Raw genomic sequence first — 26,332 nt, forward strand, 5'->3', positions numbered from 1 at the left:
TGTTCCCTTCATTGCTTTTCCTACATGAATTTTGTAAAATGAAACAAGTTTGAAGATAAAGGTGATATGATGCGAATTTTAATTAAAGGGCTGTCAGATGAACGATTTCATCGCCCGCTTGTCAATATAGCCAATTTATTTGAAGAAGATAGTGAAGTGATGTTTGAACCAAGTGAACTGGATGATGGTTTGATCATGGAATTTAGCTGGAAGGAAGAAAATGGCATGGTGGAAGCATCTGGTCATATCGATGGATCAGACATCACCAGTCGTTTTTCGCGGAATGTCCCAGAGAGCTTGAACGATAAGGAGCGCTGGAAACAAATCAAAAACACAGTGCTGTCTGTTTATTTACACTTGCTTCAGGAGCACACAGGAATGACACAAAAGTGGGGGATTCTCACAGGAATACGTCCGACGAAATTGCTCCATAAGATGCTGAGAGAAGGCATGTCAAAGGAAGATGCACATGAGGCATTAAAGCGTGATTACTTGATTCATGATGACAAAATCAATTTGATGCAGGAGATTGTCGATCGTCAGCTTAAAGCCATTCCAGATCTGTATGACCTTCAGCAGGAAGTGAGTATTTATATTGGCATTCCTTTCTGCCCCACAAAATGTGCTTATTGCACGTTCCCTGCTTACGCCATTAAAGGACAAGCTGGCAGAGTGGGAACGTTTTTGTTTGGTCTGCATTATGAAATGCAAAAAATGGGCGCATGGCTTAAAGAACATGGAATCAAAGTGACGACTGTTTACTTTGGCGGAGGCACGCCAACGAGCATCACAGCGGAAGAAATGGATTTGCTGTATGAAGAAATGTATCGCTCGTTCCCAGATGTGAAGCATATACGGGAAGTGACTGTCGAAGCAGGGCGTCCTGATACGATTTCGCCTGATAAGCTAGAGGTACTAAACCGCTACAATATTGACCGGATTAGCATTAACCCGCAATCGTATGAGAATGAAACACTAAAGGCTATTGGCCGGCATCATAGTGTGGAAGAAACGATTGAAAAGTATCACTTATCAAGACAGTACGGCATGAATAATATCAATATGGACTTAATCATTGGATTGCCGGGAGAAGGGCTCAAAGAATTTCAGCACTCCTTGCAGCAGACTGAAGAGCTCAAGCCTGAATCTTTAACCGTGCATACACTCTCCTTTAAAAGAGCATCTGAAATGACGCGCAATAAGGAGAAATACCAAGTAGCAGACCGAGAAGAAATCACACGTATGATGGATGAAGCGGTCTCTTGGACGAAAGCACATCAATATCACCCGTATTATTTATATAGACAAAAAAATATTTTGGGAAATCTCGAAAATGTCGGGTATTCATTAGATGGACAGGAAAGTTTGTATAATATCATTATCATGGAAGAAGTACAGACAATCATTGGCATTGGGTGCGGTGCAGCGAGTAAATTCATTGATCCACGGACAGGAAAAATTACGCAGTATGCCAATCCAAAAGATCCAAAATCGTATAATGACCGGTATGAACACTATACAGAAGAGAAAATTCAATTCCTTGAATCATTATTTGTTTCTCACGTTTAAACACTGCGATGACGCAGTGTTTTTTTCATTTGTAAAAGGGTATATAAGTGATAAAAAGTTAAAGCAGGTGTACATATGATAGATGTGATCGGAATTGGGATTGGGCCCGCCAATTTAGGATTGGCCGCTTTGTTAGAGGAGTATGAGGATGTCTCATGCTGTTTTTTTGAACAAGAGTCTGAGTTTGCTTGGCATCCTGGTATGCTGATCAAAGGAACGGATTTGCAAGTTTCCTTTTTAGCAGATCTTGTCACAATGGCGAATCCAAGGAGCAGGTATACATTTTTAAATTATTTACATGAATCAAATAGACTTCACCGGTTCTATACATTTGAACAGTTTGATATCCCGCGGAGAGAATTCAATGAGTATTTATCATGGGTGGCAGGGGAATTAGACAGCTGCCAGTTCGGGATGAAGGTAGAAGAAGTGACGGACTGCCAAGATGGCTACCTTGTGAAAGTCAGACGGCTGAACGATGGATCGCTTTCTGAGTATCGTGCAAAGCATGTCGTGTTAGGCACAGGAAGCAAACCAATGATTCCAGTCGATGTGCCTGAAGCAGCATACTCATATGTGACCCATAGCAGCCGTTATTTAGATCAGCAGAAAGCACTTCACGAAGCTGAGTCGGTGGCGGTAATCGGCTCAGGGCAGAGTGCAGCTGAAATTTTCTTAGACCTGCTTCAGCATCAAAAGAAAGGACAGCAGCTTTCATGGTTTACACGTTCTAGTGAATTTAGAGAGCTGGAGACGGCAGAGCTTGGCCAAGAACTTTTTACACCAAAGTATGTCGAGTATTTTCATTCGCTTCCTTATGAAGAACGTATGAACACATTGCCTAGGCTGACAGGATTAAGAAATGGCATCGATGCATCAACGCTTTCGCGCATTTATCAGGAGCTGTATCATCGCTCTGTTTCAGGTGAAGAGCCATCTGTGCTCATTCAGCCAATGACAGAGCTTGAAGCGATTCAAAGAGGAGAGCATCAGCCTTTGGAGCTGCATCTCAAACAGTGGCAGCTGAAGAAAGAAAAAAGCATAACTGTAGATCATGCTGTATTGGCTACAGGGTATACACCGAATATTCCTGAATGGTTTAGTGCATATGAACCTTTGATTGAATGGGAAAGTGAAGAGCATTTTAAAGTGACAGACGACTTCAGGCTTGTGTTCAAAGACAAACGCTCAAATCATTTCTTTACATTCACGAATCTTGATCATTCTCATGGAACAGCGGCAACCAATTTGAAACTATCGATTTACCGCAACCAGAAAGTCATTCGAACCATTCGCGGGGTCGAGGAAGCGCCAGTCAAGCAAGAAACTGCATTTCAGCAATTTGAATAAGACATAAAAAAGGGCCTAAGCATAGGGCCCTTTTTCATTAGATCGTCGTTTCTTTTTTTACTTTTGGTTTTTCAGGTTTCCATTTGAAGATTTTGTTTAGGATTTGATAGATTTTCTTAGATTCTTTCGTTACGAGCGGTCCTAAGATCGCAAGGATTAAGACATACAATGCAGCAAAGGGCTTCAAAGTAGCGGCAAGTCCGCCGGCGATGCCAAGCTCGGCAACAATGATTGAAAACTCTCCTCTCGATACGATGGTTAATCCAATATTAGAAGAGGCTTTATGAGAAAATCCAGCTCTCCGTCCAGCGAACATTCCGGCAGTGAAGTTCCCAATTAAGGTAAGAATCACAGCGCCGATCGCAAGCCAGAAGGCATCACCCAATGTAAACGGATCGATACTGAGACCAAAGCTGAAAAAGAACATCGCTCCAAAGAAATCTCTAAACGGAACCACGAGATGCTCGATGCGGTCTGAGTGCTCTGTTTCTGAGAAAACAAGACCAAGTAAGAGAGCCCCAATAGCCTCTGCTACATGAATCGTTTCTGAGAAACCAGCGACAAAGAACAAAGCCGCAAAAATCACAATGATGAACACTTCGTTCGAACGGATATCAAACAACTTGTTTAATAGTTTTGGCAGCTTCCGCGCAATGATAAAGAAAAGCATCATATAACCAAAAGCGATTAAAATCGATAATAAGGCACCGCCAACAGTAGTGGCATCTCCAAGGACAAGACCTGATACGACAGATAAATATACGGCAAGGAAAATATCCTCAAACATAATAATCCCTAGAATTAACTCTGTTTCAGGATTTGCCGTCCGTTTCAAATCGACAAGGACTTTGGCCACAATGGCGCTGGATGAAATGGTGATCACACCTGCCATAATGAGAATCTCAAGGAATCCAAACCCTGTGATAAAACCGTAGAGCAGTCCTAAGCTGAAGTTGATCAAAATATAAATAGATCCGCCGACTGCAATAGATTTACCCGATTTAATGAGTTTGCCGACAGAGAACTCAAGTCCAAGATAGAAAAGAAGGAACAGGACGCCCATTCTGCCAAAAAACGAAATGATCTCCGTGCTTTCGATAAATTTCAAATCAATGATCCCGATAGTTGGAGCATGCGGCCCAACAATCATTCCGAGGACAATGAGAAAAGGGATGATAGAAAATTTAATTTTATTGGCGATTAAGCTGGCGATGGCGATAAGAATTAGCGCCGTCCCAACTTCAAAGACTAGATGATCCATTCATCACTCTCCCCCTCTAGAAAGAAAATCACGTACCAATCGTTTCAAGTGTTTTCTTTCGCCCGAAATGACCATCGTATCATTTGCTTGAATAATCGAATCGGCACCAGGGTTGAGTAATTTTTCATTTGTATGTTTAATGATCGCAATCACGGTGACTTCATAATTTTGTCTCACATCTAAATCACCGAGTGTATGTCCAACCGCTTTTGCACCTTTTTCCACTTTAAACCATTCAATGATCAAGTCGTTGAAGGCCATTTCAATGGTTTCTAGTGCCTGCGGTTTATACACCATACCGCCGATAATAGCAGCGATTTGCCGGGATTCAGCATCATCGAGTGAAATGGTAGACAGCACTTCATCTGGATCATCATCGTCAAAACGATAAATTTCCCGTCTGCCATCATCATGAATCACAATCGTCATCTTTTCTCTATTTCTCGTTTCAATTTCAAATTTCTTTCCGATCCCAGGAAGATCATTTTCTTTAATGTTCATTTTATCCCTCCGAATTTGATAGTCTGTGTTTTTCATATAGTAAATGCGGATGAAATAAAATGAATCAGTAGAGGTAATTAGATTGATACATAACGGGGATCGCACACTTCATTTCCAAAAAACATAAATCAATGGACAATGCAGCTGATGGGGCAGGCTTTGGCAGAAAAGTCTTGGCATCCATCATTGATAATCTGTCCTTCAACAGAATGGATGAAGCATGTTTTTTTGAAAACGAAGGTGTCTTCACAGCATTGATTTCTTCATCATAAATGGATGGAGAAATCAGGCTAGGTATACTCGCTTCTGCCTGTGAAGCAAAAACGACATTTGAAAAAGGAGAAAACATGACGATGAAGCTAACCAATATCATGATGGAACATCTGATCAATCATCCTCCTCCTTTCAAATTTATTTTCTTTCTTTTTTTACTATATAAAAATATATTTCTTGTTTCAATCATTATGCTTATTTTAGTATCAATTGATCTTGAAATTTTTTATTTAGAGAAAAAGGTTTTACATGATGGAAATGGAAGTAAGTTATGAGCTTTTAAAAGAAGAGGGGGATGGATGATGACATATATCAATTGTCAGTTAGACGGGGATGTTTTTGAAATCGTTTTCAATAGGCCTGAAGCTTATAATTCTTTTCATGTGGACATGTTTGCTGAATTCAAAGAAGCATGTGATGCAGCGGAGGAAAGCAGTGCAAAAGTCGTTGTCATCAAGGGAGCGGGAAAAGGATTTTCAGCAGGCGGAGATATTGGGATGATGCTCAAGCAGGAAAGTGAAGAAGATTTTCATCGTGTGATGGATTTGATCGAGGGAATTACACTTTCTCTAGCTGGTATGAAAAAAGTGACGATTGCGCTTGTCCACGGGTCAGCAGCAGGCCTCGCTTTTAGCTTTGCTCTAAGCTGTGACTACTTGTTTATGCATCAGGATGCAAAACTCGCCATGAATTTTAATGGAGTAGGATTAATTCCTGATGGCGGGGGGCATTTTTTCCTCACAAAAAGAGTCAGTGAGCAAACCGCTAAACAATTGATTTGGAACGGACAAAAGCTGCCGGCTGAAGAAGCGTTAAAGCTGCGCCTTGCAGACGGGGTGTTTCAGGATGAGGTCGATACGTACCAAAAAGTGTGTGTGAAGCCATTTATGAACATGCCGCTTCAAGCCTTTATCGAAACGAAGATGATCTATTTCCAGCAGTCAGAATCAAAGCTCTTAGCCGTTCTTCAAAAAGAGAGAGCAGCACAGGCAAGACTGAGAAAAAGTCATGATCACAAGGAAGGTATACAAGCCTTTTTAGAAAAAAAACGTCCTGTCTTTCAAAAAGCATAAATGAACATGAGGCCGGCGAAAGCCGGCTTTTTTAACGTTCAAATAAAAGCAGCTTTCCTGCTTGATCAACGAGTCGATGAGAATGCTTTGTGTATTGCTGTTCCATTAAGCGATGACGTCCTAATTCCTTTGCTTTCTTGTCACTATCCGCTGTGATTTTTTCATTTAATAAAGTCTCACCCGACCGGTCAAATACGGTTAAAAAGTATGTCTTCTCCATGCCTCATCTTCCTTTCCTCTGTTTTTTAATGTAATTAAACATGGAATAAGACAAAACCTCTTTTTTAGCCTTTAAAAATGTGTTTTTTAGATTGAGAGTGATAGAACGTGCATTCGTAAAAATGGCATGATAAAATATGGACAATGACAGTATCGGACAAGGAGATAGACGTTTGACTAAGCTCACCTTTATTCATGCCGCAGATTTACATTTAGACAGTCCATTTGCAGGAATGTCGACTATACCTAATTCTATATTTAAGCGGCTTAAAGAAAGTACATTTCAAAGTGCTAAGAACATCTTTGATCTCGCCGTTGCGCGGGCGGTAGACTTTGTGCTGCTGAGCGGAGATTTATTTGATGAATCCAATCGCAGCTTAAAAGCACAGCTGTTTTTAAGAAATCAGTTTGTAAGACTGCAAACGCACGGCATTGAAGTCTTTATTATTTATGGGAATCATGATCATTTAGGCGGGGAATGGACACCGATTGAGTGGCCCGAGAATGTACATGTCTTTTCGAGCAGTACACCAAGTGAGATCTCCTATTATCGAGGGAAGCAGCTTGTCGCGAGTATTTATGGGTTTAGCTACAAAGAGCGGGCTGTCTATGAAAATATGACATCTCATTATGTCAAAACAACAGATGCTGCCTATCACATTGCAATGCTTCACGGCACATTAGCCGGACAAGAAGGACATGATGCATATGCCCCATTTCAGCTTCAGCAGCTCATAGCACGGGATTTTGATTATTGGGCGCTCGGACATATACATAAAAGAGCCCTTCTGCATGAAGACCCATTTATTATTTACCCTGGTAATGTGCAGGGCAGACATATTAAAGAAACGGGAGAAAAAGGCTGTTACTTGATTCACCTCTCCGAAGATTCTCAGGCAGCGGATTTTATCAGCTGTGCAGATATCATCTTTGAGAAACTGGCCATAGACATCACAGAAACGGTTCATATGACGGATCTTGTCACACTAGTGGAAGGCAAAATCAATGAGCTGAAAGAGGAAGGCGTTCCTCATTTTGTGAGAATTGAATTGACAGGTGATGCACCTTCTTACTTTGAGCATACGCAGCTTGAGGTCCTCGAAGAGCTGTTGACTGTTTTTCATGAGCAGGAGGAAGATGAAGACGTGTTCGTTTGGGTGATGTCAATTGACTGCCGAACAAATGAGGATGTGATCTATCCAGAGGATTCTTTTTTGAAGGAACTAACGGCAGAAATTGCACAGTTTGAGTCATATGAAGAGCTGCTTTTACCGATCAAGCGTCACCCAATCTACAGGAAGTCAGGAAAAGCGCTCACAAAAGAGGATGAATTGGATATAAAAGAAGAAGCACAAAGGCTGCTGACGGAACAGCTGAAGCAATTATGAGAAAAGGAGAGGTATGATGAAAATACGTTCACTCCATATAGCGAATTTCGGGAAATTTTCAAATCGAACCTTTCACTTTTCTGATGACGGTTTTCAGCTAGTTTACGGCCTGAATGAATCGGGGAAAACGACATTGAAGGCGTTTATTGAGTCGATGTTATTTGGTTTTTCAAGAAACAAGATATACAAGCCGAAACAAGGATCTTTCTATGGCGGCTCCCTCACTTGCTTAGATGAGGAGTTAGGTGTCATTCACATTGAGAGATCGTCCGATCGAGGCGGTCAAGCACAGGTGCTTTTACCGAATGGTGAAGTGAAAGATGAAGCATTTCTACGAACTCTTTTAAAGGGAACAGATCGCAGATTATTCCAATCAATCTATTCATTTGATGTGTTTGGACTGCAAAATGTCCAAGCCTTAAACGAAGATCAAATCGGTGAATTCCTCCTTTTCTCAAGTTTATTTGGCTCAGATGCTGCCTCTAAGATGGATAGCAGGCTGCTTAAGCAGCAGGAGCAGCTGTTTAAACCAAATGGACGCAAGCCGGAATTAAACCAGCAGCTTGATCGTTTAAAAGAGCTGGCTGCCCAGCTGAAACAAGCTAGATTGGCAGAAGGCCGTTATACAGAGAAAAAACGGGAGCATTCTGAATTAATAGAGAATATCGCAGCGCTTCAAAAGGAAATGAAGCAGACAGAAGAACAAATTCAGCAGTTAAACGAACACATTCGGCTTTATCCCATGATAGAGAAGAAGATGGAGTTAAAAAGAGAATTAGCCCGTTATCCAGAACGAGTCAAACGCTTTAGAGCAGAAACAGAGCATGAATTGGATAAATTAGAATCACACCTTCACCCGAAAAAGGCTCAAATGACTGCACTAAAGCAAAAATTAGATCATTTGCAAACCTCGCTGGCACAAGTTCAACCGCTTTATGACAAGGATACATTACTGGAGATGAAGCGTGTCGTTGATGAATCTTCTCATGCTGAACGTGTCAAAAACCGCTTAGCTGAATGTAAAGCAGAACGTGATTCATTGAAACAAAAAATGGACGAAGCCGCAGCGAAGCTAAAGTGGCAGCGTTCAGTCAAGCTTGATCAGATTGATGACTCCCTTGAATTTGAGTGGGAATTAAAGGAGGCTGTCAGCCAATACGTTCGTTTAATGGACAGAAAGGCACAGCTGGATGACCGGTTTGATCATGCAAGACATGAGCTGGAGGAAGCGGAAACCGCTTTAAAAGGATTAAAGGAACAGCAGGCCAAATCGCAAAGTACAGTGGAAGCTGGGGAAACAAGAACAAAAGAGAAAAAGGTTCATTCCCGGGCGTGGTTATTTCCTGTGATGGTGATATTTGATGCTGCATTTCTGCTTGTCCTTTTCTTATTAACAGAGTGGTGGGTTACTTTCTTATTTGCAGGGTTTTCTGTTTTTGTCTTCTTTGCTATTTACCCATTTTTGAAATCGGCACAGGTGAAACAGGGAAGCGGCGGGGGAGCATTCGATTCCTTCCAAGTACAGGCAGCTTCAGCTGAAACGCTTGTGAGGCAGAAGGAGCTTTTGTACGAAAGGATCATCCGGCAATATGAAGACTGGGAGCAGGAGCTGGAACCTGTCCAGCAGCAAGTAGAGGAAAAGAAAAGACAGCTGGGCTTGTCCTCAGAGCTTTCTTTCCTAGTAGAAGCCTTTCTTATTCTGAAGCAATTAAAAACGGATACAGCGGAATATGAGGAGCTTAGCCGGGAAATAGACGAGCTTGCCGGCCAGCAATCCAATTATGAGCAAAGGGTGGAAGCGTTAAGCAGTCTTCTGCAACGAAAGGAAGGCACCATTCAAGAGAACATCTCGGCCTTTCAAGAGATTTTGAAAGATGAGGCGAAAAGAGAAAAAGAACGTCAGACATTGGATGTATCGATTCAACATGTGAAACAGCAGATCACGGCGCTAGAAGGGGAAATTGACTATTACGAAAAACAAATGGATGCGCTTTTTCGTCAAGTAGAGGCAGAGTCCAAAAAAGATTACCAAATTCTTTCCCATCTATCGAAAGAATATCGGGAACGGCTTTCCCATTTGCAGCAGCTGAATCAAGAGCTGCATAGAAGCGGCTGCTTTGATGAGGAAGAATCGATTGTTCGTAAAGGGGTGCGTCTTCTTGAAGAAGAGTGTGCGGAAGCAAAGCAGCACCTGAATAACATACAAACGAATGCGGCGAATATGGAAAAACGCCTGGCAGAACGAGCAGTGGAAATCCGGCAAATAGAAGCTTCAGGTACGGTGTCTGATTTGACTCATCAGCTTTCAGCTGAGCAGGAGCATGCAAAGCACCTTGCGAAAAAATGGGCGGCGGTTCAGCTTGTTCGCTCCGTCCTTCGAGAAAAATTGAATGAACATAAAGAAAAAAGGCTGCCAGCACTGCTGCAAACAGCCTCCCGCTTTATTCAGCCGTTAACGAATGATCGATATGAAGCCATTTTATTTTCACCCGAGGATGACCGGCTGATCGTGAAAAGGATGGACGGACGAATATTCCGCCCAGAGGAGCTCTCACAAGCAACCTGTGAACAAGTCTATCTGGCCATTCGTTTTGCACTCGCCTTGTCTCATCAGCATGAATGTCAGCTTCCGTTTATGATGGATGACAGCTTCGTTCATTTTGATCATGTTCGTCTAGGAAGAGTACTGGAGTTGATAAATGAACTCACGCGTTTTGAAACACAGCTGTTTTATTTTACCTGTCATCAGCATATGACGCAGGCAGCAGAAGATGGACAGATTACGAGTTTAGCAGTTGAATGATTGACAAATAATGACTTATGTTATACTTATATGAGCAGAAACATGGAAGGAGCTTTTATTGAATGGCTAAAGGGATCATGACCTATGATGTCGGCGAACAAGTTGACCTGCATTTATTAATTAAATCATCTACTAAAGGGATTGCAAGTAATGGCAAACCATTTTTAACGCTCATTCTTCAAGATCAAAGTGGAGATATTGAGGCGAAACTATGGGATGCAAAGCAGAATGATGAAATCACCTACGGTCCGCAAACCATCGTGAAGGTAGTAGGCGACATTCATCATTATCGCGGGAGGAATCAGCTGAAGCTTAGGAATATACGCCCTGTTGCTGAAAACGAGCAAATTCGAATTGATGACTTTCTCGAAACAGCTCCTATTCCAAAACACGATATGATGGATACGATTATGCAATATATTTTTGATATGAAAAACCCTAATATTCAGCGTGTTACAAGGCATTTGCTGAAGAAATATGGACAGGAATTTGCTGATTATCCAGCAGCGACAAAAAATCATCACGAATTTGTCTCTGGACTCGCCTACCACGTTGTGTCTATGCTGCATTTAGCAAAATCAATTGTTGACCTATATCCATCACTAGATCGAGATCTTTTATATTCAGGCATCATTCTTCATGATTTAGGGAAAGTCAAAGAGCTTTCGGGTCCAGTCTCCACGACATATACTGTGGAAGGGAATTTAATTGGCCACATTTCCATTATGGTGACAGAAATTGCGAAAGCTGCGGAAGAGCTTAGCATTGATTCAGAGGAAATTCTCATTTTACAGCACTTAGTCCTGAGTCATCACGGAAAAGGAGAATGGGGCAGCCCGAAACCACCAATGGTGAAAGAAGCTGAAATTCTCCACTATATTGATAATTTAGATGCGAAAATGAACATGATGGATCGTGCGCTTGAGCATGTGAAGCCAGGAGAATATACAGAACGTATTTTTGCACTTGAGAATCGTTCGTTTTATAAACCAACCTTCCATCACGAATAATCATGTCAAAACGTCCGTTTATGCGGGCGTTTTTTTCATAACTTGTCTTTTTTTCGCATAAGCATGTAACACAAAGGAAGAGAGGAATTTCCTTAAGAAAAGGAGGCGATGAAAAAATGTTGTTTTTTCCGTGGTGGGTGTATGCATGTATTATCGGCATTATTTTCTGTGCGTATAAATTAATGACAACAGCCAAAGAGGAGCAAGAAATTGATCAATCCTTTATTGAAAAGGAAGGAGAAATATTTATCGAGCGAATGGAACAGGAAAGAGAGCGCAGACGCCAGAATCAGCAGGTGAAAAGATCACAGGATACTGCGGCACATGAAGATCATTCAATTGCTTAATCTCGTCATACAAAAACCCCTCTGCACGATTACGGCAGAGGGGTTTTTTGTGATTACTGGTTCTGTTGTGTCTGCTGATTTTGTGCAGGCTGTTCAGATTTTTCTTTGAACGTTTTTTGAAGCTCTTTATCTTTTACTTTCACATCAGCATCTTTTACTAATTTGTTTAAGATGTTTTGGATTTCATTTGTGTCTGCTTGTTTTTGGTCAAGCAGTTCTTTTTTCAAGTCTGCTTTCATGTCATCATATTTACCGCGTTCTTCAGTCTTTTTAATGATATGGTAGCCGAATTGGGATTTTACTGGCTTGCTGATTTCATTTACTTTTAGTTTGAAAGCAGCTTTGCTGAAGTTCTCGTCCATTTGGCCTTCTTTTGCGAACCAGCCTACATCGCCGCCTTGTGCTGCTGAAGCAGTATCAGTTGAATATTCAGAGACAAGGGAATCCCATTTTTCACCTTTATCTAATTTCTTTTCCACTTCGTCAGCTGTTTTCTTATCAGCTACTAAAATGTGGCTTGCACGGATTTTTCCTTTAAGGTCATCGTAATACGATTTTACTTCTTTATCAGTGATTTTGATGTTAGCTTTGGCAGCCTTTTGAGTCAGCAGCTCATATTTCACTTGATCTTTGATGTAATCTTTACCGAATTCATCTTGAAGCTGTTTTAAACGATCTTCACCAAGTGTCTTTTTATATTCTTCCAATTTCTTATCAATTTCTTTATCAGATACTTTGTATTTGTCAGCAAGAACCTTTTGTTGAACAAGTAGGTTTAGAGCATCTCCACCTGCTTGTTTCTTAAGAGTTGTATAAAGTTCTCCTTTTGTGACATCTCCTGATTTCGTTGTGGCGATCACATCTTTATCACCGCTACTGCATGCGCCAAGAGTTAAAACACTTACTGCTGTTACAGCTGCTAAAGCCATTTTTTTCATTCAAAAAACACTCCTAATCTTTCCAATTTATTTATCATTGCTTGTATCATAACATATTGTGACACGCTGTAAAAAGAAATGCAAATGGAAGGGCATTCGTCTAGTCAAAAAATTGCGCGCGACATACACATATAGTGATCACAAAAAGGAGGCTGAATTATATGGGAGCAGGATATTCTAATGGGTTTGCTTTATTGGTCGTGCTATTCATTTTGCTGATCATCGTTGGTGCAGCATATCTTTACTAATTAAATCGCTGTGACAGAAGGGAGCCGTCCTGCCGTGCGTGAGGGCGGTTCTTTTTTCAAACGATGACAGGTGCCTAAACGTTTTTTATTTTTCTGCATACACTGAGCTTAGAACAGAGGAAGAACTGGCAGGAGGTGTTTTTACATGGGAGGAGAAGTCTTTGCTGGCGGTTTTGCACTAGTCGTCGTATTATTCATTTTATTGATCATCATCGGTGCATCTTGGATTTGCTAATTCAAATATACACAAAAAGCTGCCCTCAAACTGGCAGCTTTTGCTTTGATCTTAAATGGAAATGTTAATTTGAACAAATGATGAGATAAGTAAGATCAGTATTGATACATTGATAAAGCGAAACACCTTATCTTGCCGTTCTTCAGGAATCTCTCTGACAAGGCATAATGTATTAGTAAGCCTGTTTATTGAATACACAATAAACGCGGCAAAGACGATGAAGTAAAATAAAACTATCGGAGATCCCCCCTCTCTATGCTATTCCCATACTACATTACCAAATTTTTTATGAAAAAGATAGAAGTTGGCTTTAAAAACCTCATGATGAGGAAGTTTGGTCAACTAAAATATCAAACTCGTCTTGAGCTTGATCGATGATGCAGGATCTAGGTGCTTTGAGCAGTTTCCATGCAAATAAAAAGTCAGGCAAACAATAGCCTGCATGTATACTTGCGATGATGATAAAATAGTGTGCGTACATAGGAAACGCCACGCCTAACACAAAGTAAACCGGTGAGATGACACAAAACGGGCTGAGAAGTGAAAAAAGCATCACTTTCTTAGGCACGCGCTGCCAGCAATTTCGTTTCATCAATAGCGTCATTTTTTTCTTATTTTTCATCACTGGGATCAAGTGAACCACACGGTGGACAAGCAATGTCACAAGTAAGAGCACGGCAAAAAGCGGTGCGTTATGGCTGCTTAGCCTCGTTTCAGGATGAGTCAGTTGAAAACATAAAAATGCCATAATGAAAAAAAGGATAGCAAGACTTATGGCAGAAATCATCATTCTCGTATAACCATAATCCTTTTCAAGATTAATGGTCTTCCAACAATTCATTTTTCATCCTTCCAATCTAAAAATCGAATTGAATATCTCAAGATAATTTACTCTTCCTGAGGATAAAAATCAATGGTTTTGATGAAAAAAAATAAAATGGTGCCTTCATATGGAATAAAGAGAGGAAACTTTGGATTTTTCAAGAAAAAAGAACTGAAGGGGGGAGGTTCGTCTCTTTCGTCAATGAGTAATTTCGGCTAAAATAGAAGGACTAAGAGAAAGAGGGAACGTACATGAGTATTGAGGAACGAATGAGCCAGCTTGAATATTATATGGAACTTTTATTGACGGCAACCGATATGAGCCGTTATCCATATTATGCGTTATTGATCAGGCAGCGTGTATCGAAAGAAGAGGCAGAGGAAATTGAGCGTATTTGTGCTGAGCTTTCAGAGGAAATGGATAAGCAAAAAGCACAAGGCTACGTCATGTTTGACGATCTCCTTGCGCTCTTTGCGGGACAGTTAATTGAAAAGCTGGATGTTCATGAGACGATATTTGCTTTGCATGATCAAGGGCTCTTTCAGCCGCTAATGAATGAATTTATAAAGATCATTAAACAATTTGATTTGTTTTAGACGCTTTTTCTGCTGTCTCAGCTGAGTTTTCGAGTTCCTCAGTCTTTTTTGTGACTTTTCCTTGCTCATTCAAAAAGTCCTTCTCAATGTTTGAAAACGATTTCTCAAAAATCTCCATGAAATCCTCACCATAAATGTTTCGGATGATACACATCATTTCTAAAATCTCAGGGAACTTTCCGTAAATGTCATGAAGCGGCTGTGCGCCTTTGACAATACCAGTTCGGGCCGGGTCATAATCTTCGAGTAGTTTATGGAATGTCTCTTCGCCTTTTGGCGTTAGCTCAATATACGTATTGCGCTTATCGTTTAACTTTTTAGAAAATTTTAAAAATCCTCGTTCCTCCAGTTTCTTGGAGAAGTTAAACGCCGTTGATACATGCATGACGCCAAACTTTGCAATTTCTGATATTGAAGCTCCTTTTAATTGATACGCAATCCACAAAATATGATGTTCATTGATATTTAGGTTATACGGTTTGATCCACTGCTGCCAGTCCTTTTCAATGGATTTCCAAAGAGCTTTGCTCAATTGGGCCATTCTTTGACTGAATAAAAGTGCTTCTTTTACATCGAAAGGCTGTTCCGAATGATTCATCCATTTCACCTACTTCTCTTTTTCTTGTAATTCTATTATGCCAATAAAATAAAGATTAATAAAGCTGAAAATTCAAGAATTTTTAAAAGTCATAAAAAACATTGTCAAAATAACCTTTTTTCAACAAAAAAAGTGCGGGATACGCACCCCGCACACTTTTGTAAACGAATATTTTTTTGTGAGTATATTAGTTTTGTAAGGTTTTCTCCAGTTGTTTGAGCTTTTCCTCAATTTCCTGAATTTCCTTTTGTAAGTCCTGCTGATGAGGTTTGATTTCTTCGCGCCATTGCTGAATCGATGTTTGCAATTCAGACCCGACTTCTTTAATCACCTCTGCGCTTTCTTTTGCTGTTTCCACAATTTGCTCTTTTAAAGCTTGTCCATCTCTTTTTAATTTTGTCAGCGTATCTTCGAATTTGTCATAGCCGTCTTTCACTTTTCCGCGCACATCTCTGCCAGAAGAGGGAGTCGTCAGGAGCACTGCCGCACCTCCGAGGAGACCGCCTACAAATAATCCTGTTAATAAAGAACGTCCACTAGCCATTCAAATCACCTCTAGTCAAATTTTACACATTCGCATGTTCTCTCTGAGCTGACGATCAGCTTCATTGAACTTCCATACATAGCTTGCTTTATTTTAGCATACTTTTGAAGAAAAGGGAGGGGAGAAGGTTGTCTGTCTTTCTGTTCGTTTTTATGTGTATCGTCATCGTTTTTACAGGTGGTTCTATTCATTATGCAAGACAGCTTGGGTATGCAGGGTCTTATCCGCCAAAACATGTTTTAAAGCAAAAAGCACTTGTGTGTGCGGCTGGTGCAGGAATTTCGCTCCTCATTTTGCTGCTGACCCTTTTTCTTTTATAAAAGCATGAAAAAAACCTCTTCATCTATCATGAAGAGGTTCGGTTATTCGTTAAGCAACTTCTATCATTCTTGCACGTCTCAGAATGGACTGAGCAATTGGGAAGACAAATACCATAGCAATGGTATTAATCACGGCTGCTGGCAGGACAACACCCACAAGAAGTGCCGGTAATGCAGCTGGCAGTCCAGTGATCAATAAAGCGGCAGATAAGAAAATCACGCCGGATACGATGGTTCCAATCGCAGTTAACACAGCGGTCAGCACCACTTTGTTCTTTATCTTCAAGCAAGATAAGAAAAGGGCTAAGAAGATAAAGGCTGTCACTGGCTTATCAATCATATTCGGAATTTGTCCGCCTGGGAATCCCGTTGTTAATGCAGAAATCACGCCAGTCACTAGCGCAATTACGACAACATGCTGTACCTTTGGGAAAAGGATGATGCTTAAAAACATCATGACCAGCATCATGTCAGGTTTCATTCCAAAAAAGATGGGCGGGAAAATCGTATGCAAGACAGCTCCCATTGCTGCAAGCAATGACATAATCACTAATTCTTTTGTTTTCATTTCTATGCTCTCCTCTGCTAAGCTCTTATAGGACTCTCCAATAATATGGCTCATCATTTATTGCAAGAGTCATGACTTTATATTTCTCGTTATTATAACAAATTTATTTCCCTATAGAAAAGCCTTTTTACTCATTTTCTTGCTGGAACTTTTTCATAAAGTCCGCAAGCTTTTGGCAGTCTTCAATTGAGACCGCATTGTAAATAGATGCTCTGCATCCACCGACAGAACGGTGGCCGGCAAGTCCAACCATTTGCTCTTGCTTTGCTTTTTCCACAAAGGAAGAAGTAAGTGCATCATCGCGAAGAGTAAAGGTGACATTCATATGCGAACGGCTGTCAGCGCGCGCATGTCCTTGATAAAAACCGCCGCTTTGATCAATGGTATCATAGAGAATACCTGCTTTTTGTTCATTGCGTTTTTCCGCTGCTTCTACACCGCCAGCTTGTTTGACATGCTCAAGGACAAGTGACAGCATATAAATCGCAAAAGTCGGTGGTGTATGATAAAGAGAATTGGCTTTTGCGTGTGTTGAATATTTTAATATTTTCGGCGTGCTGCTTTTCTCTTTCTCTAATAAACGTTTGCGCGCAATCACAATCGTGATACCTGAAGGTCCTAGGTTTTTTTGTGCCCCAGCATAGATGAGATCAAATGAAGAAACGTCTATTTTTTTGCTGAGAATATCACTGGACATATCCGCAATGAGCGGGAGTGACGTGTTCGGGAACGTTTTCCACTGGGTACCGAAGATCGTATTGTTCGATGTGATGTGTAAGTAAGCACCATCTGTTAAACCGGAAGCATCTACTTCTGGAATATACGAGTAGTTGTCATCTTCACTTGAAGCAAGCACAGATGTCTGACCAAACCCTTTTGCTTCTGACAATGCTTTTTCTGACCAAGCGCCTGTTTGAATGAAATGAGCTGTTTCGCCTTTATGTAAGAAGTTCATAGGAATCATCGCAAATTGAAGACTAGCTCCGCCTTGTAAAAAGAGGACTTCATAATCTTCTGGAATGTCCATCAACTCCATCAAAAGCGCTTTTGCTTTATTGTGGACTTCTTCATATTCACCGCTGCGATGAGAAAGCTCCATCACAGACATCCCAGTTTGTTTAAAATCAACAAGTTCTTCCTGTGCTTTTTGAAGCACTTCTAGCGGCAATGCCGCCGGACCAGCATTAAAATTCGTTGTTCGCTTCATCACAATCTCTCCCTATTTCTCGCGTTAATGGATCAAAAGATAAAACCATCCTATCACAAATTTGAAGCATTTGGACAAAAAATTTGAATCGTTCAAAATATCTTACTATTAAGAGAAGGAAGCGATGAAAAGGGGTAAAAATAAGAAAAACCTCATCTGTTAAGATGAGGTAAGCCGCGTGTGGATGGCAGAGGAAATGTCTTTTAAATCCTCTGACGTGTATTGATCTTGATGTGATTTCCATACGGCACCAAAGCCATCGCCTTTTCCGTAGCGCGGAATGATGTGCATATGGTAATGGAACACCGATTGACCGGCTTTTTCACCGTTGTTGTTCAGGAGGTTTAACCCGATTGGTTCAAATTCCTGTTTGATCGCCCTTGCAATTTTCGGAATCGCTTGGAAGTAGTGGTTAGACACTTCTGGTGTCATCTCATAGATGTTTTCTTTATGTATTTTCGGGATTACAAGGGTATGTCCTTTTGTTACTTGGCTGATATCAAGAAAAGCCAATACATGCTCGTCTTCATATACTTTTGCACATGGAATGTCTCCATCAATGATCTTGCAAAAAATGCAGTCGCTCACGCCATGTCACTCCTCATTATTTTTCCTTTATCGTATCACAAAAAGAAGCAAAAAAGAAAACAGGACAAGCGAACTCCTTTGGTCGCTCATCCTGCTCCTGCAGAAGAAATGCTGATGCTTTCATTCGAATGCCTTTTGAATTCTCTATTTACTGAAATAAAGAATTCATGTGCCTGCTATTTCTGCCGTAAACACCTCATTTGACGTTTTGGTTTGTCGTATACATATTGTATAGGACACAAAAATCAAGAATCAGTGAAGCAAAACAGAAGCTAAGGTTTTTAGATGAAAAACCAACTTGTCATGCGGTTCTTTGCCTTTAACAAACACCTCATTTACTTATTGGTCATCAAGTTCATTTCTTCTACATACATTATGATGACCAAAGCGCCTATTTTATATTCATGACTCGTCTATAGGTAAACATTTCAAATTATCATTCGTTTTTGTTACTATAAAGGAAAAAAGAAAGAAAGGAACGAATTCATGTCCCTTCTCACTGTAAAAGATGTAACGGGCGGATATACGAAGAATCCCGTTCTAAAAAATATTTCATTTGAATTAGAAAGAAATCAAATCGTCGGTCTCATTGGCTTAAACGGGGCGGGGAAAAGTACAACCATCCGCCATATTATCGGGCTCATGAAACCGCATAAAGGTGTCATTGAATTGAATGGACGAACTCTTCAAGACGACCAAGAGGCGTATCGTTCACAATTTACATTTATTCCTGAAACACCTGTTTTATATGAAGAATTAACGTTAAAAGAGCATTTAGAGCTGACAGCGATGGCTTACGGTCTATCAAAGGAACAATTAGACGAACGCCTGCCATCATTGCTGAAAGAATTTCGAATGGAGAAAAGGCTGAAATGGTTCCCTGCTCATTTTTCAAAAGGAATGAAGCAGAAGGTCATGATTATGTGTGCATTCCTTGTGGAACCAGAGCTGTATATCATCGATGAACCGTTTTTAGGGCTTGATCCTCTTGCAATCAATGCTCTGCTTGAACGGATGAATGCAGCGAAGAAAAGCGGCGCTAGTGTCCTGATGTCAACGCATATTTTAGCGACAGCTGAGCGCTATTGTGATTCCTTCATTATTTTGCACGAAGGGGAAATCAGAGCGAAAGGAACACTGGCAGAGCTGAGAGAACAGTTCGATATGAGAGATGCGACACTCGATGATCTTTATTTGGAATTAACAAAGGAAGAAAGCTATGAGTAAAACAACGCTTACTATTTGGAAATCAAGATTAGAGGAACACATACAAGAAACAAGAAAATACTTAAAATACATGTTCAACGATCATCTTGTCATTGTGCTCATTTTTTTCCTTGCAGGCGGAGCAAGCTGGTACAGCAGCTGGCTCAAACATATTCCAGCTCACTTCCCATCCTACTGGGTGATGGCAGTTGTTTTCTCATTGGTGCTGACAAGCTCTTACGTACGTACGTTGATTAAAGAAGCCGATCTCGTGTTTTTGCTTCCTTTGGAAGGGAAGATGGAGCCTTACTTAAAACAAGCGTTTAACTTTAGTTTCATTTCTCAGCTGTTTCCTCTCATTGCTGTATCCATTGTCGCACTTCCGCTTTATTCGGCGGTGTCTTCAGGAGGCATCACGGAGTATGTGCTGATATTGGCGCAAATGATCTTAATAAAGGGCCTGAATACAGCCATTCAATGGAGAATGACTTATTTTCAAGGAAAACACGTGAGATGGCTCGATGCAGCCCTTCGTTTTCTATTAAATATGATGTTGATCTACACCATCTTACAGGCAGCCTATGCGATTGCAATCGTTTTTTATCTTATCTATGGTGTCTATCTTGTCTACTTAACAAATGCAGTGAAAAAACAGCCCTTTCAATGGGAACTGCATATTTCTGATGAATTAAAACGGAAGCAGCGCTTTTATCGTTTGGCAAACTTATTTACAGATGTGCCTCACTTAAAGAAACAGGTGAAAAGAAGAGCATACATGGACTGGATGTTGAAGTTTGTTCCTTATGATCAGCGTAAAACTTTTTCTTATATGTATGTGAGGGCGTTTGTACGCTCAAATGACTATTTTGGTCTGGTGTTTAGATTAACGGCCGTGTTTGTCCTGATTATTTTGTATACAGGTGCAGCAGGCTGGGTGGGTGCGTTACTAGTCTTGTTCACAGTATTTATCACAGGTGTACAGCTTGTGCCGTTAACGAAGCACTTTGCTCATCTTTCATTACAGGCACTTTATCCAGTTTCTCAAAAAGAAAAGGATCGAAGCTTTTTTGTTCTCGTCCGTAATGTGCTCATCATCCAATCGATATTGCTGAGCTGTGCGGTACTTCCAGCAGGAGGCTGGCAGGGAAGCGGACTTGCCCTTCTCATTTCTGTAGCGTTTGTGCTTGTCCTCTTTAAGCCTTACGTACAAAGCAGGTTAAAAAAGATGAGATAAGTGGAGATTACAGCGAGCGTATGATGACATCAAGGAGGGGACCGGATGAATGCAGCTGAATGGGAGTTGTATGAAGAAGCCATTCTTTTTCAAACACGTTTTTTAAGAAAACCTTCAAAGATCGAACGGTTTTCAAAAGGAGTTCAGCAGCAGGTGAACCGCCGAATTCCTGCCAGGTTTCATCAAGTCATCACAAGTGCAGTCAAAACAATGGTTGAATCCACCGTATCAGGATCACACTTTACTTCATTTTCAGTGATTGATGAACAATTATCTATTGTAGAACGAAATGAACTGGCAAAGGATAAAGTGAAGTATTACCAAAAGGCGGCTGCTATCGAAGGGGTTGGAACAGGTGCAGGCGGTTTATTCCTCGGAATGGCAGACTTTCCGCTGCTGCTGAGCATAAAGATGAAATGCCTTTATGAGCTGGCGTGTATTTATGGCTTTGATTTATCTCAAAAGGAGGAAAGACTCTTTTTGCTCTGTATATTTCAGCTCGCCTTTTCCAGCAGTGCACATCGTCAAAAAATGATGAAGATCATAGATGATTGGGAAACGAGCTGCGAGGAAATGGATTGGTACAGCTTTCAGCAGGAGTATCGAGATTACATTGATCTTGTAAAGCTGTTTCAATTAATGCCGGTCGTCGGAGCCGCTGTTGGCGGGGTGGCAAATCATCAGCTGACAGGACAGCTCGGAGAGGTTGCACGCCATGTGTTTCACTTGCGAATATTGAAAGAAATGAAATAGAAAAACCGCTGATAACAGCGGCTTCAGATTGTTGACAAAGGGCTAAAATAATCTTTATTTTAGCCCTTTGTCTTCTTTTCAGCACAGCGTGATAGAAAACCTTTGCAGTCTAGGAAGGACGAGCAGCGGAGCGGAGCGAATTTGACATTCGTGAGCACCGGAGCGCAGACCTGACACCGAATGCGAGGGTTTGTCTACACGCTGAAACCGCTGATGACAGCGGCTTTTTTTTATTCATTGTAGGAAAGAACGGCGTTAGCGAGAACCTTTGCTGCGATAGGCATTGCTTTTTCGTTGATATCAAACTTTGGATGATGATGTGGATAGACGTCTTTGCTGTTTTCCGGCATGGCGCCTGTGTAGAAGAAGGTACCAGGGACATGCTGAAGGTAGTAAGCAAAGTCTTCTCCGCCCATTTGGGTTTCCGCTTCTTTTACTTCTGTGACACCTTCTGTCTGGTTTGCGATGCCAGCAATATATTCAGTCGGCTTTGGATGGTTTTTGACAGCAGGGTATCCTCTTACGTATTCATATGTGTAGGCAGCATCATGCATCTGGCATACCCCTTTTACCACCTGTTCAATTTCTCGTTCGATAATAAGCCGTGCACTTTCTTCAAAGGATCGTGCTGTACCCGTTAAAACAGCTGAATCTGCAATAACGTTAAAGGCATTCTCTGCTACAAAACCTCCAACAGAAACAACAGCAGAATCAATTGGATTGACTTTACGTGCAACGACTTGCTGCAGGTTTGCGACGATTTGTGAACCGATGAGTACGGCATCTTTGGTTAAATGAGGCTGGGCACCATGTCCGCCTTTCCCTTGGACTTGAATGGAGAAACGATCGGCCGCTGCCATAAAGTTCCCGCTTTTATAAAGAATCGTGCCACAAGGCTCTGAAGACCAAAGGTGCGTACCAAATATCACATCGACCCCGTCTAAACAGCCGTCTTCAATCATCGGTTTTGCACCGCCGGGAGCATATTCCTCGGCATGCTGATGAATGAGGACGATCTTTCCTTTTAATTGATCACGATGCGTATGCAAGACTTTTGCTAATACAAGAAGTGTCGCAGTATGCCCATCGTGACCGCATGCATGCATCACACCAGGCTTTGTTGATTTGTAAGGTACATCTTTTTCATCGTGGATGGGAAGTGCATCAAAATCAGCTCTGAGGGCAATGGTTGGTCCCGGAGAAGCTCCTTCAATAAAAGCGAGTACGCCATGACCGCCCACCTTGGTGCGCGTAGGTATTTGTAATGTATCATAGTAGCTGGCGATGAAAGCGGCTGTTTCTTCTTCCTGAAAAGAAAGTTCAGGATTCATATGGAGATGGCGTCTAATTTCAACCATTTCCTCATAATGTTCATCAAGACGTTCATTGATGCTTTTTTGTAAAGTGGATATTGTCATTGAATCGAAAACCTCCTTCATGCTCTTTTACTGATTGTATGGTAATTGTTAGAATCTTTCAACAGAAGAGGATTTCGTGGTCAGTATCAAAAGGTCATTTTACATAAAAGTCGAAGTGGATATGAAGCAAGGAAAGGGAGGAGTAGCGTTGGGAAGCTGTCCAAATTGTTCAAAAACATTTTCTTTCGTCGAAAAATTTCATTTATCACATACGAAAATGATGATGTGTCCAAGCTGCCGGCATCAAATCAAAGAAACATTTGTCTCAAAAATGAGTTTTTTCATGATCTGCTTGATTCCACTATTGGTGCTGCTGATTCAATTGAAAGGTGCTTCACCTATGTTGAAGTGGCCGATCTTATTAGGTTGGATATTGCTAAATTTCTATGTGCTTCAGCCGATCATTCATCGGTACGAGCTGAAATCAAGCTCATAAAATGAAGAGCCCAGCGACTGGGCTTTTTTTGATGAAAAAAAGAAGTGCTAGAGCAGCACTTCCTTAATTGTCTGTGACGGCATGGTAGGATGTGAGGTAAGCTGGACGAGAGAAAATGGAGCCTGTATCCTCGTGTGGCTGAAAGAATGCTTCTGATTCTTGAAAGTCTTGAAATAAGTCCTCTGATTCCCAAAGTGTCAAAATCAAATAAACTTCTTCATCTTTTTTAGGTCTTAACACGCGAATAGCCTGGAAGCCGCGCTGATGTTCTGAGATGTTCGTTTTTTTCTGAAAGGTGGATTCAAACAGTGCTCTGCTTTCAAGCTTAACAGGGATATGATTCAAGGTGACGAAACCAGATTGGACAAGCTCGCCTTTCGCATAAATCACATCATAGGCATGAGGGGCTTTAAATACAGTCTCACCCTCCGTTTCATGAAAAAGAGCTGCTTGTTCTTTTCCGACCATATAAAGCAGATTTTCCAGATGGTGTTTCTTTGCGATTTTATGCAAAAAATCTGCTGTTCCATATGTAATATAGAAATTCATCTAAACCGCCTCCTGCTTGATAGTATAACAAAAGAATGATATATAATTCTTTGGCAGTCAATCCATAAAACATATTATGAAGCGATACATCCCATACTATCCGTATAAAGGAATGAGGTGACCTAATTTGAAGAAAAAGAAGATAATCATTCCATTAGTCATTGCAGGAAGTACAATCGTACTCTCATTCATTGGCTATCTGACGATTTTATTTTTAGGACATTATGTCATAGATGAAAAGAAGCTTGTTTTTCATGCTTCCTCCAAAATCATTGATCAGAATGGAAAAGAACTCACAAGCATGTATTCAGAAAATCGGGACCCTGTGTCATTAAAAGAGGTGCCTGATAAAGTAGCAAAAGCTTTTGTGGCTGTCGAGGACAAGCGTTTTTATGAGCATCACGGAATTGATGCACAGTCTATTTCAAGGGCGGTTTATCGAGATATATTAGCAGGAGGGAAGGTAGAGGGCGGCAGTACAATTACCCAGCAACTCGCAAAAAATATTTTTCTCACAAATGACAAAACCTTTCTTCGAAAAACGAAAGAAGTCATTATTGCCATTAATTTAGAGAGAGATTATTCAAAGGATAAGCTGCTAGAGATGTATTTGAATCAGCTTTACTTTGGCCATGGTGTTTATGGTATTCAGGCAGCAGCCAATTATTATTTTAGTAAGGATGTGAAAGATTTAACGGTCAGCGAAGGTGCCACACTCGCTGCGATGCCAAAGGCACCATCTTCTTACTCGCCTGTTTTACACCCTGATAAAAATAAACAGAGGCGGGACACCATCCTGAATTTAATGAACGAACAAGGATATTTGTCTTCAACAGAAACAGTAGAAGCAAAAGGGAGAACACTAGGCATTCATTTAAAAAAGAAATCAGAAACGCCTTGGGTGGACAGCTATGTTGATCTCATTATTAAAGAAGCAGAATCAGAGTATGCCATTTCGCATGAACAATTGCTTCAAGGCGGCTATACCATTACAGTTCCGATTGATATGAATCTGCAAAAAACCGCTTATGATGCGATGAAGAACAACCGTTATTTCCCGGGAAAAAGCGGTTCTCCGGAAGGCAGCGCCGTATTCATTGATAACGAGTCTGGTGGAGTGAAAGCAGCCATCGGTGGACGAGAATATCAGGCGAGAGGCTACAACAGGGTGACAGCTGTTAGGCAGCCGGGATCTGTTTTTAAGCCGATCGCAGTCTACGGTCCGGCAATGCAGGAGAAAAAATTCAGACCTTATTCACTGCTTGAAGACAAAGAAAAAAGCTATGACGGCTATTCACCTAAGAATTACGATGGGCAGTATGAAGGCAGGGTCACAATGGTAGAAGCCCTCATGAAAAGTAAAAATACCGCTGCTGTGTGGACATTAAGCCAGCTGGGCATTGATACGTCGAAATCATATCTCGAGAAAATGGGGATAGATATCTCGGATAAAGGCTTAGCTATTGCGCTTGGCGGTTTAGAAAAAGGAGTTTCTCCATTACAGATCGCTGGAGCCTTTCATACATTTGCAAATGAAGGCGTATATAAAAAGCCTTTCTTTATTCAAAAAATCACCAATGATGAAGGAGAAACTGTAGAAAAGAATCGTAGTCAGCAAGAACGAGTATTTAGTGTGCAGAATGCTTGGAATATGACAAGAATGCTCCAGCAAGTCGTCAAGGGCGGAACAGCCCAGAGCGGTTCATACGCTGGAGATTTAGCAGGTAAGACAGGTACGACCACATATTCAGGTGTGAAAGGTGCAACAAAGGATGCTTGGTTTGCCGGCTATACGCCTAGTACAACGGGTGCAATTTGGATGGGGTATGACAAAACCGATAACAGCCACTATTTAACTGGAGGCAGTCAATACCCTGTACAGCTGTTTAAAGATATTTTAACAGCAGCTCAAATCACCAATGAAACGTTTGAAAAACCAGCGGGGATAAAAGAGCTTCAATCTCCTATTCATTTAGAAGGACTATCAGGATTTGAAGCCCGCTATGCGTTTAAAATCAAAGGCTTGTTTACATTAGAGCTGTCTTGGGACAATCAGGAGGATAAACGCATTGAATACCGCATCTATGAAAAGAGAAATGGAAGCGAGACGCTGATCGACACAGTGACAGGCGTGGACAGCTATACAATGCCGTATGCCAATGTATTTTCAAATGCAGAGTATAAGGTTGTTCCATATAATACCCAAACGCAAGAAGAAGGAGAAGGCAGTCCATATGTCAAGCCAGAGGCTTTTGGACGTTAATATTCGGCGATTTT

Annotated in this window: 30 protein-coding genes; 16 read left to right on the top strand and 14 right to left on the bottom strand. The window is 41.0% G+C overall.

From position 1 onward, the window contains the following. Positions 1 to 69: 69 nt before the first annotated feature. Positions 70 to 1,569 carry a coproporphyrinogen III oxidase gene (locus AWT60_RS10520; protein WP_218677232.1) on the top strand — a complete coding sequence of 500 codons (1,500 nt, stop codon included), beginning with the start codon at positions 70 to 72 and terminating at the stop codon, positions 1,567 to 1,569. A 75-nt stretch (positions 1,570 to 1,644) separates the two neighbouring features. Further along, positions 1,645 to 2,919, top strand: a complete 1,275-nt coding sequence (locus AWT60_RS10525) for a lysine N(6)-hydroxylase/L-ornithine N(5)-oxygenase family protein (RefSeq protein WP_218677222.1) — start codon at positions 1,645 to 1,647, stop codon at positions 2,917 to 2,919. 37 nt (positions 2,920 to 2,956) lie between these two features. On the opposite strand, the gene AWT60_RS10530 is transcribed toward AWT60_RS10525, so the two are convergent. The 3 genes from AWT60_RS10530 to AWT60_RS10540 form a co-directional block, all read right to left on the bottom strand. After that, positions 2,957 to 4,180 (bottom strand): cation:proton antiporter, encoded by a 1,224-nt coding sequence (locus AWT60_RS10530; protein ID WP_024426572.1) that lies wholly within the window; start codon positions 4,178 to 4,180, stop codon positions 2,957 to 2,959. Between the two features lie 3 nt (positions 4,181 to 4,183). Then, complete coding sequence (locus AWT60_RS10535; RefSeq protein ID WP_024425442.1) at positions 4,184 to 4,681, bottom strand: cation:proton antiporter regulatory subunit; 498 nt, start codon at positions 4,679 to 4,681, stop codon at positions 4,184 to 4,186. Between the two features lie 64 nt (positions 4,682 to 4,745). Further along, positions 4,746 to 5,072, bottom strand: a complete 327-nt coding sequence (locus tag AWT60_RS10540) for a potassium:proton antiporter (protein WP_231506868.1) — start codon at positions 5,070 to 5,072, stop codon at positions 4,746 to 4,748. Between the two features lie 181 nt (positions 5,073 to 5,253). On the opposite strand from AWT60_RS10540, the gene AWT60_RS10545 reads away from it, so the two are divergent. After that, positions 5,254 to 6,027 (top strand): enoyl-CoA hydratase, encoded by a 774-nt coding sequence (locus AWT60_RS10545; protein WP_218677223.1) that lies wholly within the window; start codon positions 5,254 to 5,256, stop codon positions 6,025 to 6,027. 31 nt (positions 6,028 to 6,058) lie between these two features. Here AWT60_RS10545 and AWT60_RS10550 read toward each other — a convergent pair whose 3' ends face one another. Next, on the bottom strand, positions 6,059 to 6,247 hold the full coding sequence (locus tag AWT60_RS10550; protein WP_024425445.1) for a YhzD family protein: 189 nt from the start codon (positions 6,245 to 6,247) through the stop codon (positions 6,059 to 6,061). Positions 6,248 to 6,419: 172 nt separating this feature from the next. Between AWT60_RS10550 and AWT60_RS10555 the strand changes: the two genes are divergently transcribed. From AWT60_RS10555 to AWT60_RS10570, 4 genes are all read left to right on the top strand, one after another. Next, positions 6,420 to 7,634, top strand: coding sequence for a metallophosphoesterase family protein (locus tag AWT60_RS10555; protein ID WP_149125809.1), 1,215 nt, complete (start codon positions 6,420 to 6,422; stop codon positions 7,632 to 7,634). Between the two features lie 16 nt (positions 7,635 to 7,650). After that, complete coding sequence (locus AWT60_RS10560) at positions 7,651 to 10,437, top strand: ATP-binding protein (protein ID WP_218677224.1); 2,787 nt, start codon at positions 7,651 to 7,653, stop codon at positions 10,435 to 10,437. A gap of 62 nt (positions 10,438 to 10,499) precedes the next feature. Next, positions 10,500 to 11,447 (top strand): 3'-5' exoribonuclease YhaM, encoded by a 948-nt coding sequence (gene yhaM, locus AWT60_RS10565; protein ID WP_024425447.1) that lies wholly within the window; start codon positions 10,500 to 10,502, stop codon positions 11,445 to 11,447. Positions 11,448 to 11,563: 116 nt separating this feature from the next. Continuing rightward, positions 11,564 to 11,794, top strand: coding sequence for a sporulation YhaL family protein (locus tag AWT60_RS10570; protein WP_024425448.1), 231 nt, complete (start codon positions 11,564 to 11,566; stop codon positions 11,792 to 11,794). 53 nt (positions 11,795 to 11,847) lie between these two features. Here AWT60_RS10570 and AWT60_RS10575 read toward each other — a convergent pair whose 3' ends face one another. After that, the gene (locus tag AWT60_RS10575; RefSeq protein ID WP_024425449.1) at positions 11,848 to 12,732 is read right to left on the bottom strand and encodes a peptidylprolyl isomerase; all 885 of its coding nucleotides are present in this window, start codon (positions 12,730 to 12,732) and stop codon (positions 11,848 to 11,850) included. A gap of 161 nt (positions 12,733 to 12,893) precedes the next feature. Here AWT60_RS10575 and AWT60_RS10580 point away from each other — a divergent pair, with 161 nt between their 5' ends. Both AWT60_RS10580 and AWT60_RS10585 read left to right on the top strand, forming a co-directional pair. Further along, entirely contained in the window at positions 12,894 to 12,980 is an 87-nt protein-coding gene (locus AWT60_RS10580; RefSeq protein ID WP_008361129.1) for a YjcZ family sporulation protein, read from the top strand. A gap of 145 nt (positions 12,981 to 13,125) precedes the next feature. Beyond that, positions 13,126 to 13,215 (top strand): YjcZ family sporulation protein, encoded by a 90-nt coding sequence (locus AWT60_RS10585; RefSeq protein ID WP_017360317.1) that lies wholly within the window; start codon positions 13,126 to 13,128, stop codon positions 13,213 to 13,215. Between the two features lie 51 nt (positions 13,216 to 13,266). On the opposite strand, the gene AWT60_RS18525 is transcribed toward AWT60_RS10585, so the two are convergent. Continuing rightward, on the bottom strand, positions 13,267 to 13,452 hold the full coding sequence (locus AWT60_RS18525; protein WP_080652927.1) for a hypothetical protein: 186 nt from the start codon (positions 13,450 to 13,452) through the stop codon (positions 13,267 to 13,269). A gap of 82 nt (positions 13,453 to 13,534) precedes the next feature. Beyond that, complete coding sequence (locus AWT60_RS10590) at positions 13,535 to 14,056, bottom strand: DUF3267 domain-containing protein (protein ID WP_024426567.1); 522 nt, start codon at positions 14,054 to 14,056, stop codon at positions 13,535 to 13,537. A gap of 233 nt (positions 14,057 to 14,289) precedes the next feature. On the opposite strand from AWT60_RS10590, the gene AWT60_RS10595 reads away from it, so the two are divergent. Next, the gene (locus AWT60_RS10595) at positions 14,290 to 14,634 is read left to right on the top strand and encodes a YhaI family protein (RefSeq protein ID WP_041109967.1); all 345 of its coding nucleotides are present in this window, start codon (positions 14,290 to 14,292) and stop codon (positions 14,632 to 14,634) included. Here the strand turns inward: AWT60_RS10595 and AWT60_RS10600 are convergent. Together AWT60_RS10600 and AWT60_RS10605 are read right to left on the bottom strand one after the other, a co-directional pair. After that, positions 14,612 to 15,232 (bottom strand): HTH-type transcriptional regulator Hpr, encoded by a 621-nt coding sequence (locus AWT60_RS10600; protein ID WP_218677225.1) that lies wholly within the window; start codon positions 15,230 to 15,232, stop codon positions 14,612 to 14,614. The genes AWT60_RS10595 and AWT60_RS10600 overlap by 23 nt on opposite strands. A gap of 187 nt (positions 15,233 to 15,419) precedes the next feature. After that, entirely contained in the window at positions 15,420 to 15,776 is a 357-nt protein-coding gene (locus AWT60_RS10605; protein ID WP_024425453.1) for a YtxH domain-containing protein, read from the bottom strand. Positions 15,777 to 15,904: 128 nt separating this feature from the next. Between AWT60_RS10605 and yhzF the strand changes: the two genes are divergently transcribed. Then, positions 15,905 to 16,096: a membrane protein YhzF gene (gene yhzF, locus AWT60_RS10610; RefSeq protein WP_024425454.1), complete on the top strand. Its 192-nt coding sequence runs from the start codon at positions 15,905 to 15,907 to the stop codon at positions 16,094 to 16,096. Between the two features lie 49 nt (positions 16,097 to 16,145). Here yhzF and AWT60_RS10615 read toward each other — a convergent pair whose 3' ends face one another. The 3 genes from AWT60_RS10615 to AWT60_RS10625 form a co-directional block, all read right to left on the bottom strand. Continuing rightward, positions 16,146 to 16,664 carry a tryptophan transporter gene (locus AWT60_RS10615; protein ID WP_024425455.1) on the bottom strand — a complete coding sequence of 173 codons (519 nt, stop codon included), beginning with the start codon at positions 16,662 to 16,664 and terminating at the stop codon, positions 16,146 to 16,148. A gap of 127 nt (positions 16,665 to 16,791) precedes the next feature. Continuing rightward, complete coding sequence (gene serC / locus AWT60_RS10620) at positions 16,792 to 17,871, bottom strand: 3-phosphoserine/phosphohydroxythreonine transaminase (RefSeq protein WP_076839436.1); 1,080 nt, start codon at positions 17,869 to 17,871, stop codon at positions 16,792 to 16,794. Positions 17,872 to 18,030: 159 nt separating this feature from the next. After that, positions 18,031 to 18,459, bottom strand: a complete 429-nt coding sequence (locus AWT60_RS10625) for an HIT family protein (RefSeq protein ID WP_024425457.1) — start codon at positions 18,457 to 18,459, stop codon at positions 18,031 to 18,033. 486 nt (positions 18,460 to 18,945) lie between these two features. On the opposite strand from AWT60_RS10625, the gene AWT60_RS10630 reads away from it, so the two are divergent. Genes AWT60_RS10630 through AWT60_RS10640 form a run of 3 tightly spaced genes read left to right on the top strand, consistent with a single transcriptional unit; the run spans position 18,946 to position 21,652 of the window. Beyond that, positions 18,946 to 19,686 carry an ABC transporter ATP-binding protein gene (locus tag AWT60_RS10630; protein ID WP_024426563.1) on the top strand — a complete coding sequence of 247 codons (741 nt, stop codon included), beginning with the start codon at positions 18,946 to 18,948 and terminating at the stop codon, positions 19,684 to 19,686. After that, positions 19,679 to 20,899 (top strand): ABC transporter permease, encoded by a 1,221-nt coding sequence (locus AWT60_RS10635; protein WP_056766079.1) that lies wholly within the window; start codon positions 19,679 to 19,681, stop codon positions 20,897 to 20,899. The genes AWT60_RS10630 and AWT60_RS10635 overlap by 8 nt, the downstream gene beginning before the upstream one ends. A gap of 45 nt (positions 20,900 to 20,944) precedes the next feature. Beyond that, positions 20,945 to 21,652: an EcsC family protein gene (locus tag AWT60_RS10640; protein ID WP_218677226.1), complete on the top strand. Its 708-nt coding sequence runs from the start codon at positions 20,945 to 20,947 to the stop codon at positions 21,650 to 21,652. Positions 21,653 to 21,882: 230 nt separating this feature from the next. Here the strand turns inward: AWT60_RS10640 and AWT60_RS10645 are convergent, their stop codons facing one another. Then, positions 21,883 to 23,070, bottom strand: a complete 1,188-nt coding sequence (locus tag AWT60_RS10645) for a M20 family metallopeptidase (protein ID WP_073204570.1) — start codon at positions 23,068 to 23,070, stop codon at positions 21,883 to 21,885. A gap of 148 nt (positions 23,071 to 23,218) precedes the next feature. On the opposite strand from AWT60_RS10645, the gene AWT60_RS10650 reads away from it, so the two are divergent. Then, entirely contained in the window at positions 23,219 to 23,506 is a 288-nt protein-coding gene (locus tag AWT60_RS10650; protein WP_226015057.1) for a hypothetical protein, read from the top strand. Positions 23,507 to 23,569: 63 nt separating this feature from the next. On the opposite strand, the gene AWT60_RS10655 is transcribed toward AWT60_RS10650, so the two are convergent. Beyond that, positions 23,570 to 24,055, bottom strand: coding sequence for an antibiotic biosynthesis monooxygenase family protein (locus AWT60_RS10655; protein WP_024426559.1), 486 nt, complete (start codon positions 24,053 to 24,055; stop codon positions 23,570 to 23,572). A gap of 127 nt (positions 24,056 to 24,182) precedes the next feature. On the opposite strand from AWT60_RS10655, the gene AWT60_RS10660 reads away from it, so the two are divergent. Continuing rightward, positions 24,183 to 26,318, top strand: a complete 2,136-nt coding sequence (locus AWT60_RS10660) for a transglycosylase domain-containing protein (RefSeq protein WP_061109627.1) — start codon at positions 24,183 to 24,185, stop codon at positions 26,316 to 26,318. Positions 26,319 to 26,332: the final 14 nt, after the last annotated feature.

The sequence above is a fragment of the Bacillus sp. F2HM genome (assembly GCF_019266135.1).
Classification (GTDB): Bacteria; Bacillota; Bacilli; order Bacillales; family Bacillaceae; genus Bacillus; species Bacillus safensis.